The 13,893-nt window shown below is 46.2% G+C and carries 4 protein-coding genes and 1 pseudogene; 4 read left to right on the forward strand and 1 reads right to left on the reverse strand.

Annotated features, from left to right (window positions below; genetic code table 11):
- Positions 1 to 163: 163 nt before the first annotated feature.
- A complete protein-coding gene (hisD, locus tag MIC7126_RS0107280) occupies positions 164 to 1,465 on the reverse strand; it encodes a histidinol dehydrogenase (RefSeq protein ID WP_017652478.1) in 1,302 nt (433 codons plus the stop codon).
- 687 nt (positions 1,466 to 2,152) lie between these two features.
- On the opposite strand from hisD, the gene rpsT reads away from it, so the two are divergent.
- The 4 genes and pseudogenes from rpsT (at position 2,153) to MIC7126_RS0107315 (ending at position 13,859) form a co-directional block, all read left to right on the forward strand.
- The gene (gene rpsT, locus MIC7126_RS0107290) at positions 2,153 to 2,446 is read left to right on the forward strand and encodes a 30S ribosomal protein S20 (RefSeq protein ID WP_026100094.1); all 294 of its coding nucleotides are present in this window, start codon (positions 2,153 to 2,155) and stop codon (positions 2,444 to 2,446) included.
- A gap of 156 nt (positions 2,447 to 2,602) precedes the next feature.
- The gene (locus tag MIC7126_RS0107295) at positions 2,603 to 3,388 is read left to right on the forward strand and encodes a TatD family hydrolase (protein ID WP_017652481.1); all 786 of its coding nucleotides are present in this window, start codon (positions 2,603 to 2,605) and stop codon (positions 3,386 to 3,388) included.
- A 1,044-nt stretch (positions 3,389 to 4,432) separates the two neighbouring features.
- Positions 4,433 to 7,732 (forward strand): DNA-directed RNA polymerase subunit beta, encoded by a 3,300-nt coding sequence (gene rpoB, locus MIC7126_RS0107305; RefSeq protein WP_026100095.1) that lies wholly within the window; start codon positions 4,433 to 4,435, stop codon positions 7,730 to 7,732.
- Positions 7,733 to 7,829: 97 nt separating this feature from the next.
- Positions 7,830 to 13,859 (forward strand): annotated as a pseudogene (locus MIC7126_RS0107315) (DNA-directed RNA polymerase subunit beta'').
- The last annotated feature ends 34 nt before the right edge of the window (positions 13,860 to 13,893 follow it).

A 13,893-nucleotide genomic window follows, 5' to 3' on the forward strand; every position in this document is an offset into this window, starting at 1 on the left:
GAATTATTAGCTATAACATCAATAATTTCCCAGCTATTAACTGAGTTGTCGAGGCTACATCGTCAATTATTTGCCTCGTCACAACTACTAAGATTCAGAACTTCAGTTTGCAGCCCCTGAATCATGTTTACCAAAAGTTTAGGAAAAAATTAATGATTCTAAATCATTCTTCTTGCTGAATTCGGCGTCGGATTGAATCAGTATGGGAGGGTAGTCCTTCTGCTGTTGCTAAAACGTCTATGGCTCCAGCTACCTTTTGCAGAGCGGTTTGTGAATACTGGATAATACTAGAGTGTTTAACAAATGTTTCGACCCCCAAAGCACAAGCATGGCGAGCAGATCCGGAAGTTGGTAAGGTATGGCTAGGGCCTGCTAAATAGTGTCCCACAGCTTCTGGCGTGGAGTGACCCAAGAAAATTGCTCCAGCATGGCGAATTTGTGGTAAGAGTTCCCAAGGATCAGCTATTTCTAATGCTAGATGTTCAGGCGCAAAGTCGTTAGAAAGTTCTGCTGCGGCTTCGAGAGATTCTACAATCACGATCAAGCCATAATGAGCGATCGCTTTTTCTGTATCTAGCCGTCGTGGGTGGTCTACCAGTTGTCTTTCCACGGCTACTTGCACATTCTTGGCTAAAGCCCCGTCTGTTGTTAACAAAATAGCTGCAGCCATGGGATCATGTTCAGCCTGTGCCAATAAATCGGCAGCTACATGTATGGCATTTGCTGTTTCGTCAGCAATAATTAATACTTCACTTGGCCCTGCCAAGCAATCAATTCCCACGGTTCCATAAACTAATTTCTTGGCCAAGGTGACATAAATGTTACCAAGTCCAGTGATCACATCTACTTTAGGGATGGTTTCTGTGCCATAGGCTAGAGCGGCGATGGCCTGTGCCCCACCAACGCGATAAATTTCTTGTACTCCCGCTTCTTGAGCAGCTACCAGCACTGCGGGATGAATTGCTTTTTGCGGTCTTGGCGGTGTTACCATTACTACACGTGGTACACCAGCTACCTTTGCAGGAATAGCATTCATCAGTACTGTACTGGGATAGACGCCACGTCCACCGGGTATATATAAACCAGCACAATCAACAGGAGTGTAGCGTTTGCCCAACACTACATCATCATCACCAAAGTGTACCCAGCTTTTGGGGACTCGCTGACGGTGAAACGTTTCAATTTGGTTGCAAGCCAAACGAATCGCCTCTAGCAACTCTTTTGACACCTGTTGGTAAGCTGCATCCAGGTCTGAACCTGTAATACGCAACTCTTCTGGCTTCAGGATTTGGTTGTCAAATTCATCTGTATAGTGTAATACAGCTTTGTTGCCTTGGCGTTTTACTGCTTGCAACACTTCTCGCACCGTAGCTTCTTTATGAAGCAGTTGTTCGTCTTGGGTGCGATCGCAGATACGTTGTAGTTCTGCTCTGACGTCTGCCTGCTGAGTAATGATTCGCAGCATGGAGTAAGGACAATGCCAAAATTAGAATGTTCCCATTTGAGAATCAGTCGTGCTTTTTACCACGGGGGTGCAAAGCTTTGCTCTAATTCTCTTCTCTAGCTTAACCTGGATTTTTTTGATACTCTTGAGGTTTCCAGCATCTGCTGCGCGGCTATGTTGCCGAAGGTTTACTGATTCAGTCTGACCACTCTCATAGACTATGGCGTGGGGAGTAGAACCACTAATAATTTCCACCACCCTTTCCTCCTACCCGCTGATGACGCGTGCTTTCAAACTAGTTGTATCCTCAAAAAAAGGATTTTATTTATTCCTTTACCAGTGTGTACAAACGTATTACGCTGAGTCTTTAAATTTACGCTTATTAAGTTTTACCACTCACACTATTTTGCGTCCCCCAGAAAGTGCTAGTTGGGGTGACAGGCTAAGCTGGTAGGGACAATTCTTATCTCCAATAATAGTGGTGGATCAAGTTAGTACTTGTCATACAATCTTATCTTAGCGCACATACAGCCTTGACTGCATGGCTAAAATTTGAGGTAAAGTCTTTAATGCCTCTAGTTACTCTTTTAGTTTTGTAGTGCCAACCTAAGGAAATTTTTTTCAGAAATCTTCACATTGGCAATATACATGCTATATTAGTAAGCCTAGTAGTGTGTGTAAATATTCATAGTCTTTTTGGAATTAATTGTGGCGAATACAAAGTCTGCTCTTAAGCGCGCCGAAATCGCGGAACGTAACCGACTGCGTAACAAATCCTACAAATCAGCAGTTAAGACACTGAGCAAAAAGTACCTGAACGCAGTAGAGGTCTACAAAACTAATCCTACCCCAGAATTAGAACAAGAGGTACAACTACGCTTGTCTGAAGCTTACAGCAAAATCGACAAAGCCATTAAGCGGGGAGTGCTTCATCCCAACAACGGGGCCAGGAAAAAGTCAAAATTAGCTCACAGACTAAAACAGTTTGCCCAAGCGTCTTAGTAGTAACTAGTGATTGGTCATTTGTCGATTGTCATCATCAAGACAAAAGACAAGTGACACAGATACCCACTAGGTGCCTTCAGAGTAACCATAGCGCTTGGTTATCCATAGGTTACTTTGGAGAAGCAGGGTAGGATAAATGACAAAGGATAGAGGATGCAGCTGATTGACACCCACGTTCATCTTAACTTCGATGTTTTCCAGCCAGATTTAGCTTCAGTACGATCGCGATGGCAAGAAGCAGGTGTAGTACATTTGGTACATTCTTGCGTCCAACCATCAGAGTTGGTCAGCATTCAAGCCATAGCGCAGCAAGTCCCCGAACTGAGCTACGCGGTTGGGCTGCACCCTTTAGATGCTCAAAAGTGGCACAGCCAAACAGCCGAAGAAATTTTATGCCAAGCCAGAGCTGACTCCAAGATAGTAGCTATCGGGGAAATGGGACTGGATTTGCACAAAGCAAACAACTACGAGCAACAATGCATAGTATTTGAGTCACAACTGGCGATCGCGTCCCAACTAAACTTACCTGTGATCATTCACTGCCGCAATGCAGCGCCACAAGTAAGAGCAGTGTTGGAAAAATGGCAGGAAACCACACAAGCAAAGATTCGGGGTGTGATGCATTGTTGGGGTGGCACACCAGAGGAAATCCAATGGTTTGTTGATTTAGGGTTCTACATTAGCTTTAGTGGCACAGTAACCTTCAAAAACGCCAAACAAATACAATCTTCAGCCGCTAGGGTGAGAAGCGATCGCCTGCTAATTGAGACAGACTGTCCTTTCTTAGCTCCAGTACCCAAACGAGGGGAAAGACGTAACGAGCCTGCTTATGTTCGTTACGTAGCAGAGCAAGTGGCACAATTGCGTAGCGAAACCGTAGAGGCGATCGCTGCTCAAACCACCCAAAATGCCTGCGAATTATTTGGTCTCGTCCTTTAAACCTATCTCTGTTGACAGGAGTAGCTGCGTTGAAAAAATAAAACCCTCGAAGGACAAAAATATGCTAGAATTATCCACCTCGAAGTGTTTAACTTACGGCATAATGGTAAAGGGAGAAAATTATTTCTCCTAAGCTTGTTTTTGCGATGTTATCAACTTGACCCAGGCCGACCTACCCTTCTAGTTTGTTTTAGCAGCAGAGGAAGCAGCCTTGCGTCTACGCCCCAATTGCAAATGCAAGGGATTATTATACTGGGAAGCGAACCTTTGAGTGCCCGCAAAATTCAAAAATACGAAACATTACATCCCAAACTTCATCAAATGGAGCAAGATTCAGCGCTGCTGCCACCAGATATACTACTTATAAACAAAATGTGTGCTTTAGCACCATAAACACAACGTCTTGGTTTGCAGCCCCTGAATTTATGGAAATTCTTTGTTTCTAATTTGGAACTGTGTGTGCAGGGTTGAGCATAGTTGAATATAAGCGGCGGTTTGACGCTGGGAATCTATGAATAACCCTGAAAACCAAATTAAACTCGCAGATTTTGCCAAACACGACTTTTCCTGTATTTAACATATAGAAAATTGTTAAACATAACTACCTTGTGAGTACAACCCACCAAGATAAAGCTATACAGACTCAAACTCACCTCAGCGTCATTCATTACCTGAGTCTGAGGATATCTCCTGAATTTAAATCAGAGGGGTATTAAAGACACAAAAGTATCGAGATGCAGGAGCTAACCAACTTGCTTTGCGAGGGCTAAGTGCCAAACATCAATCAAAACACAGCATATTTCAGCCACCTGCGTTTGAGAAATCGACCTCAGAGCAGAACTTTCGCAACTTCACGTCAACAAGGGCAATTACCCCCTTGTCAAAATACCACTTTCCCAGTTTAATTTCTGCGTTTGCCTGCACCTGTAAATAGCAGGTGGTTTGAGGATAAGTTACCGAACAGCTAAGGACACAGGCTGGAGGTGAAAAGCAACAAAAGTAGTGTCCAAAGAAAATTGTAACCAGGTTGACAAAGGTAGAGGCATGACTAACGAAACATATATGGAACCCGCCTTTTTGTTACCCGATTTAATAGAAATCCAGCGTTCAAGCTTCCGCTGGTTTCTAGAAGAAGGGTTAATAGAAGAACTCAACTCCTTCAGTCCAATTACAGACTACACTGGCAAACTCGAACTACATTTTTTAGGTCACAATTACAAACTCAAAGAGCCAAAGTACAGCGTCGAAGAAGCCAAACGGCGGGATAGCACCTACGCCGTGCAGATGTATGTCCCCACACGCCTGCTTAACAAAGAAACAGGGGATATTAAAGAACAAGAAGTATTTATTGGGGATCTGCCGTTAATGACAGATCGCGGTACTTTCATTATCAACGGTGCCGAGCGGGTAATCGTCAACCAGATTGTGCGGAGTCCCGGAGTCTACTATAAATCAGAAATTGATAAAAACGGGCGTCGTACCTATTCAGCTTCACTCATCCCTAACCGGGGAGCATGGCTAAAATTTGAAACAGACCGCAACGACTTAGTGTGGGTACGCATCGACAAAACCCGCAAACTCTCAGCCCAAGTCCTCCTCAAGGCACTGGGTTTATCAGACAACGAAATCTTTGACGCTTTACGCCACCCAGAGTATTTCCAAAAAACCATCGAAAAAGAAGGGCAGTTTTCTGAAGAAGAAGCCCTGATGGAACTGTACCGCAAACTGCGTCCTGGAGAGCCGCCAACAGTGCTTGGTGGACAACAACTCCTAGATTCTCGGTTCTTTGATCCCAAACGTTACGACCTCGGTCGCGTGGGTAGGTATAAACTCAACAAAAAATTACGCCTCTCTGTACCCGACACCATGCGGGTGTTGACTCCTGGCGATATTTTAGCGGCTGTCGATTACCTGATTAACTTAGAATACGATATTGGTAATATAGACGACATTGACCACTTGGGAAATCGTCGAGTCAGAAGTGTGGGCGAATTACTGCAAAACCAAGTGCGGGTCGGCTTGAACCGGTTGGAGCGGATTATTCGGGAACGGATGACGGTATCCGATGCTGAAGTGCTTACCCCAGCTTCTTTAGTTAACCCCAAACCGTTAGTAGCAGCAATTAAAGAATTCTTTGGTTCTAGCCAACTAAGTCAGTTCATGGATCAAACTAATCCCTTAGCAGAACTGACCCACAAACGCCGCCTCAGCGCCCTCGGTCCTGGCGGTTTAACCAGAGAAAGAGCTGGTTTTGCCGTGCGAGATATCCATCCTTCACACTACGGGCGAATTTGCCCAATTGAAACTCCAGAAGGACCCAACGCGGGCTTGATTGGTTCCTTAGCAACCCATGCCAAAGTTAACTTGTACGGCTTTTTGGAAACGCCATTTCGACCTGTAGAAAATGGTAGGGTTCGATTTGATCTACCTGCAGTCTACATGACAGCCGATGAAGAAGACGACCTGCGAGTAGCACCGGGTGATACTCAATTAGATGAAAATAGTTACATCCTTGGGCCTCAAGTACCAGTACGCTATCGCCAAGATTGGTCAACCACAACACCAGAGCAGGTAGACTATGTAGCAGTTTCTCCAGTACAAATCGTCTCTGTTGCTACTAGTATGATTCCCTTCTTGGAGCATGACGACGCCAACCGGGCACTGATGGGTTCCAACATGCAGCGGCAAGCAGTACCGCTACTCAAACCAGAACGACCTTTGGTGGGCACTGGTTTAGAAGCCCAAGGGGCGAGAGACTCAGGGATGGTAATCGTCTCCCGGACTGATGGCGATGTCACCTATGTCGATGCGACAGAAATTCGTGTCCGTCCCAAACCCTCAGGGGCAGAAATTCGGTACAGAGTTTCCAAATACCAACGCTCTAACCAAGATACATGTCTCAACCAAAAACCCCTAGTCAGAATTGGTGAGCGTGTGGTGGCGGGACAAGTACTGGCGGATGGCTCCTCCACTGAGGGCGGAGAATTAGCTTTGGGTCAAAACATAGTTGTAGCTTACATGCCTTGGGAAGGCTACAACTACGAAGACGCAATTTTGATTTCTGAACGGTTGGTGCAGGATGATATTTACACTTCAATTCACATCGAAAAATATGAAATTGAAGCCAGACAAACCAAACTGGGCCCAGAAGAAATCACCAGAGAAATTCCTAACGTCGGGGAAGATGCCCTGCGGCAGTTGGATGAACAGGGAATTATTCGGATTGGAGCGTGGGTAGAAGCCGGGGATATTTTAGTAGGAAAAGTTACACCAAAGGGTGAATCAGACCAACCACCAGAAGAAAAACTATTACGAGCCATTTTCGGGGAAAAAGCTCGGGATGTGCGCGATAACTCCTTGCGAGTCCCTAACGGTGAGAAAGGACGGGTAGTGGATGTGCGGTTATTCACCCGTGAACAAGGGGATGAACTACCACCGGGAGCGAATATGGTTGTCCGGGTATATGTAGCTCAGAAGCGCAAAATCCAAGTGGGCGACAAAATGGCAGGGCGCCACGGCAATAAGGGTATTATCTCCCGGATTCTGCCTGCGGAAGATATGCCCTATTTACCAGACGGTTCTCCAGTAGATATTGTTTTGAATCCCTTGGGTGTACCCAGCCGGATGAATGTCGGACAAGTGTTTGAGTGTTTATTGGGTTGGGCTGGCCATAACTTAGGGGTGCGGTTTAAGATTACTCCTTTCGACGAAATGTATGGCGAGGAGTCATCACGCAGGATTGTCCATGGCAAATTACAAGAAGCCAGGGATGAAACCAGTAAAACTTGGGTATATAACCCAGATAACCCAGGAAAAATCGTCGTCTTTGATGGTCGGACTGGGGAACCCTTCGACCGACCAGTGACTGTGGGCGTAGCTTACATGTTGAAACTGGTGCACTTGGTGGATGACAAAATCCACGCCCGGTCTACAGGCCCTTACTCCCTCGTTACTCAGCAACCCTTGGGTGGAAAAGCGCAACAAGGCGGTCAGCGGTTTGGCGAAATGGAAGTGTGGGCATTGGAAGCTTTTGGTGCAGCCTATACCTTGCAGGAATTGCTGACTGTGAAATCCGACGACATGCAAGGGCGTAATGAAGCCTTGAATGCCATTGTTAAAGGTAAAGCAATTCCCCGTCCAGGCACACCAGAATCCTTTAAAGTGTTGATGCGAGAATTGCAATCACTAGGCTTAGATATTGCTGTCCACAAGGTAGAAACCCAAGCAGACGGTAGCTCATTAGATGTGGAAGTCGATTTAATGGCAGACCAATCAGCCCGCCGTACCCCACCTCGACCCACCTACGAATCACTGTCCCGTGAGTCACTAGAAGAGGACGAGTAAAAAAACTCAAGTGTGAAGGCTGAAGTATGAATAATACTACCCTTCACACTTCATACCCCGTACTTCATACTTCATCATTCATCCTTCATCCTTTCGTATGAGAAACGCCCAAACTAATCAGTTTGACTACGTAAAAATCGGCTTGGCATCACCAGAGCGCATTCGCCAGTGGGGAGAAAGAACGCTGCCTAATGGTCAGGTGGTGGGGGAAGTAACTAAGCCGGAGACAATTAATTACCGGACTCTCAAGCCTGAGATGGATGGCTTGTTCTGTGAGCGGATTTTTGGCCCAGCGAAAGATTGGGAATGCCATTGTGGCAAGTATAAAAGAGTGCGCCACCGTGGTATCGTTTGTGAACGGTGCGGTGTAGAAGTTACTGAATCACGGGTCAGACGCCACCGAATGGGATATATCAAGCTAGCGGCACCAGTTGCCCACGTTTGGTATCTCAAAGGTATCCCCAGCTATATTTCTATTCTCCTGGACATGCCGCTCAGGGACGTAGAGCAAATAGTTTATTTCAACTCTTATGTTGTGCTCTCTCCTGGCAATGCGGAAACTTTAACTTACAAACAGCTATTGAGTGAAGACCAGTGGCTAGAAATTGAAGACCAGATTTACAGCGAAGATTCCCAGCTACAAGGCGTGGAAGTGGGTATTGGAGCTGAGGCGTTGCTGCGTTTATTGGCTGACATTAATTTAGAGCAAGAAGCTGAGAGCCTGCGGGAAGAAATTAGCAATGCTAAAGGACAAAAGCGAGCAAAACTAATTAAGCGCCTGCGGGTAATTGACAACTTCATTGCTACTGGTTCTAAACCAGAGTGGATGGTGATGGCTGTCATCCCAGTAATTCCCCCTGACTTGCGCCCGATGGTGCAGCTAGATGGGGGAAGGTTTGCCACTAGTGATTTAAATGATTTGTATCGCCGGGTAATTAACCGCAATAATCGTCTGGCACGGTTGCAAGAGATTTTAGCACCAGAGATTATTGTGCGAAATGAAAAGCGGATGCTGCAAGAAGCGGTAGATGCTTTAATTGACAATGGTCGTCGGGGAAGAACTGTAGTCGGGGCGAATAACCGCCCACTCAAGTCGTTGTCCGACATTATTGAAGGTAAGCAAGGACGCTTCCGGCAAAACTTATTAGGTAAACGGGTTGATTACTCTGGGCGCTCGGTAATTGTGGTAGGGCCCAAGTTAAATATCCACCAATGCGGTTTACCTAGGGAAATGGCAATTGAGCTATTTCAGCCGTTTGTGATTAATCGCCTGATTCGTAGTGGCATGGTGAATAATATCAAAGCTGCGAAAAAGCTGATATCCCGAAATGATCCTAGTGTTTGGGATGTGTTGGAAGAAGTGATTGAAGGACATCCAGTCTTACTCAATCGAGCGCCAACGCTACACCGCTTAGGTATTCAATCCTTTGAACCAATTTTAGTAGAGGGTAGAGCGATTCAATTGCATCCTCTAGTCTGTCCCGCTTTTAACGCTGACTTTGATGGCGACCAAATGGCGGTACACGTGCCTTTATCTTTAGAAAGTCAGGCAGAAGCACGGTTATTAATGTTGGCTTCCAACAATATACTTTCACCAGCCACGGGTAAGCCAATTATCACACCCAGCCAAGACATGGTACTGGGGGCGTACTATTTAACTGCCGAAAATCCCCAGGCGACAAAAGGTGCAGGACGTTACTTTGCTTCTCTTGAGGATGTGATTATGGCTTTTCAACAAGAACAAGTTGACCTCCACGCCTACATTTACGTGCGCTTTGATGGCGAAGTAGAGACAGAGCAACCAGATACAGAACCTGTGGAAGTGACAGAAAACACCGATGGCAGCCGGACATTACTTTATAAATTCCGCCGAGTTAGGGAAGACGGTCAAGGAAATTTACTTTCTCAGTATATCCGGACAACACCAGGTCGCGTTATTTACAATAATGCCATTCAGGAAGCACTGGCCAGTTAATTCATAATTTTTAATTCGTAGCTTGTAATTAATTCTGCAATTACGAATTACGAATTACGAATTATTAATTATTGATGACTAAGGAATTAATGAATAATGACTAACGAAAACGCTATTTTTCGCAATCGTGTAGTTGACAAAGGTCAACTGAGAAATTTAATTTATTGGTCTTTCACCAATTACGGCACGGCACGGACAGCGGTGATGGCGGATAAATTGAAAGACTTGGGATTTCGCTATGCTACCAAAGCTGGGGTTTCTATTAGTGTAGATGATTTGATGGTACCACCTTCCAAGCGATCGCTCTTGGATGCAGCAGAAGAAGAAATTCGCGCTACCGAAGCTCGTTACCAACGGGGAGAAATCACCGAAGTAGAACGTTTTCAAAAGGTGATAGATACCTGGAACGGTGCCAGTGAAGCTCTCAAAGACGAAGTTGTTACCCACTTCAAAAAGACCGACCCCCTCAACTCCGTCTACATGATGGCATTTTCTGGAGCCAGAGGTAACATCTCCCAAGTCCGGCAGTTGGTGGGAATGCGGGGACTAATGGCAGACCCCCAAGGGGAAATTATTGACCTACCCATCAAAACTAACTTCCGCGAAGGACTCACCGTCACAGAATACATTATCTCGTCTTACGGTGCGAGAAAAGGGTTAGTAGATACCGCTTTGCGGACGGCTGACTCTGGTTATCTCACCCGCCGTCTTGTAGACGTATCCCAAGATGTAATTATCCGGGAATTTGACTGCGGTACCACCAGGGGAATTCCTGTGCGCGCCATGGTGGAAGGTGGAAAAACTAAGATTCCTTTAGCTACACGCTTGCTGGGACGAGTCGTAGGTGAAGACGTAGTGCATCCTACAACTGGAGAAATTCTAGCACCACGCAACACCCCCGTTTCTGATGAATTAGCTAAAAAAATTCAAAAATCTGGGGTGAGCGAAGTTTTCGTGCGCTCCCCTCTAACTTGCGAAGCAGCTCGTTCAGTGTGTCAGCACTGCTACGGTTGGAGTTTGGCTCACGGTAAAATGGTTGACTTGGGAGAAGCAGTAGGGATTATTGCTGCTCAAAGTATCGGCGAACCCGGTACCCAGCTGACCATGCGGACATTCCACACTGGTGGCGTATTTACAGGTGAGGTAGCACAACAAGTGCGCTCTAAAGCCAATGGTACAATTCGTCTGCCTCGGAAGTTGAAAACCAGACCATATCGCACCCGCCACGGTGAAGATGCTTTGTATGTAGAAGCTAACGGCGTCATCAATTTAGAACCAAAGAAGGAAGGCACTGAAACCCCAGTTAACCAAGAAATTCAAGTTACTCAAGGTTCAACACTATATATAGTTGATGGACAGCAAGTAAAACCGGGTCAATTACTGGCAGAAGTCGCCCTTGGTGGACGCACAGCTCGCGCCAATACCGAAAAAGCGGTGAAAGATGTGGCTTCTGACTTGGCAGGGGAAGTCCAATTTGCCGAAGTTGTACCCGAACAAAAAACAGACCGCCAAGGTAATACTACTACCACAGCCGCTAGAGGCGGTTTGATTTGGATTTTGTCAGGGGAAGTTTACAACTTGCCTCCAGGTGCAGAATTGGTGGTAAATAATGGTGATGCGATCGCATCTAATGGCGTATTAGCCGAAACTAAATTAACCACTTTACACGGTGGCGTAGTCCGCTTGCCAGAAGCTACCCCAGGTAAGAGTACCAGGGAAATCGAAATTATCACCGCTTCCGTGGTCTTAGACCAAGCAACAGTTACCGTCCAAAGCTCTCAAGGTCGTAACAATTACCTAGTTTCTACCGGCAATAACCAAGTATTTAACCTCAGAGCCACGCCAGGCACAAAAGTACAAAATGGTCAAGTAGTAGCAGAGTTAATTGATGATCGCTACCGCACCACTACCGGAGGTTTCTTGAAATTTGCAGGGGTGGAAGTCCAGAAAAAAGGTAAAGCCAAGCTGGGTTATGAAGTAGTCCAGGGAGGTACACTGCTGTGGATTCCCGAAGAAAGCCACGAAGTCAATAAAGACATATCCTTGTTGCTCGTGGAAGACGGACAGTTTGTCGAAGCTGGCACCGAGGTAGTTAAAGATATCTTCTGCCAAAACAGCGGCGTCGTCGAAGTTACCCAGAAAAACGATATCCTCCGGGAAGTAGTGATTAAGCCAGGGGAACTGCTGATGGTAGACGATCCCGAAGCTGTGTTAGGCAGAGATAACACCTTTATTCAACCGGGAGAGGAGTTTCAAGGTGCTGTCGCTACCGAGTTGCGCTACATTCAGTATGTAGAATCCCCGGAGGGGCCAGCCCTATTGAGTCGTCCAGTAGTAGAATTTGCTGTTCCCAGTAACCCGGATGTGCCATCTACTACATCTGTCAGTCAACAAACAGGGCGCTCTATTCAGTTGCGAGCAGTGCAACGCTTACCATATAAAGATTCAGAGCGCGTCAAATCTGTTGAAGGGGTAGAATTATTACGTACCCAGTTAGTATTAGAAATCGAGCAAGAAGGCGAGCAAGACCACAACGCTTCTCCTTTAGCAGCAGATATTGAATTGGTACCTGATACCCAAGACCCAGACATGCAGCGCTTACAGCTGGTAATTTTGGAGTCATTGGTAATTCGCCGAGATATTTCTGCTGACGCCACTCAGGGTAGTACCCAAACAACTTTAGAAGTGCAAGATGGATTAACCATCGCTCCTAACGCCGTCGTCGCGCGTACTCAAATCTTGTGTAAAGACGGGGGTACAGTCCGGGGTGTGCAAAAAGGTAGTGAAAATGTGCGTCGCTGTTTAGTGTTGCGTCATAGCGACACAGTCACGATCAATACTACCGCCCAACCTCAGGTGAAGGTAGGTAATTTACTCGTAGAGGGAAAAGAAATAGCTCCTGGAGTATTCTCTACAGAATCTGGACAAGTCGTAGATATCAAAAATATTACGGCTCGGTCTGCAACTGGGGAATCAGCTTTGAGTGCTCCCCAATACGCAGTTAAAATCCGGGTTGGTCGCCCCTACCGAGTCAGTCCCGGCGCTGTGTTACAGATAGAAGATGGTGACTTGGTACAGCGCGGTGATAATTTAGTGTTGTTGGTGTTTGAACGCGCCAAAACTGGAGACATCATCCAAGGTTTGCCCCGGATTGAAGAACTTCTAGAAGCTCGCAAACCAAAAGAGGCGTGTATACTAGCACGACGTGCAGGAGAACTCAAGGTAGTTTATGGTGATGGTGATGAGGCGATCGCTATTAAAGTAGTAGAATCCAACGGCGTCGTCATAGACTATCCCCTTGGCCCCGGACAAAATTTAGCAGTACCGGACGGTTCTCTTGTTTTGGCGGGACAGCCCCTGAGTGATGGCCCTTCTAACCCCCACGAAATCTTAGAAATCTTCTTTAGCTTGGGTTCAGAAGACGGAGTTTATGCTTGTGCTAGCCACGCCCTGCAAAAAGTGCAAACATTCTTGGTGAATGAAGTGCAGTTGGTGTACCAGTCCCAAGGGATTGATATTGCCGATAAACACATAGAAGTGATTGTGCGCCAAATGACCAACAAAGTCCGGATTGATGATGGTGGCGACACCACCATGCTTCCAGGTGAGTTGGTAGAATTGCGCCAAGTTGAGCAGGTGAACGAAGCGATGGCGATTACTGGCGGTGCGAGGGCACAGTATACCCCCGTATTGTTAGGGATAACCAAAGCATCATTAAATACCGATAGCTTTATTTCGGCTGCTTCCTTCCAAGAAACCACCAGAGTCTTGACCGAGGCTGCTATTGAAGGAAAATCAGACTGGTTGCGCGGCTTAAAAGAAAACGTGATTATCGGTCGATTGATTCCCGCAGGTACTGGGTATAATGCCTACGAAGAAACGGGAGCGATTGACGATTACGCAGCACTTGAAAGCACAAGCCTCTTAGACGAAGCTGATGATCCTCTAGATATGGTGTTGGATGATCGCACAGCTCGCACCTACAACTTAGATTCTCCTTCCCTAGCTGAATCTTCTTTTGGCGGTAGACGTACTGAGCGGTCAATTCTCGATGATGAAGATGAATTGATTGCTGATGAAATCACCGACCTCGTAGAAGAAGACGACGAAGACGATTACGAGGAAGACGACGAAGACGATTACGATGAATAAAGCGAAAAGCTGAAATCTAAAAAAGCAGAGGATA

Source organism: Fortiea contorta PCC 7126 (assembly GCF_000332295.1).
Lineage (GTDB): Bacteria > Cyanobacteriota > Cyanobacteriia > Cyanobacteriales > Nostocaceae > Fortiea > Fortiea contorta.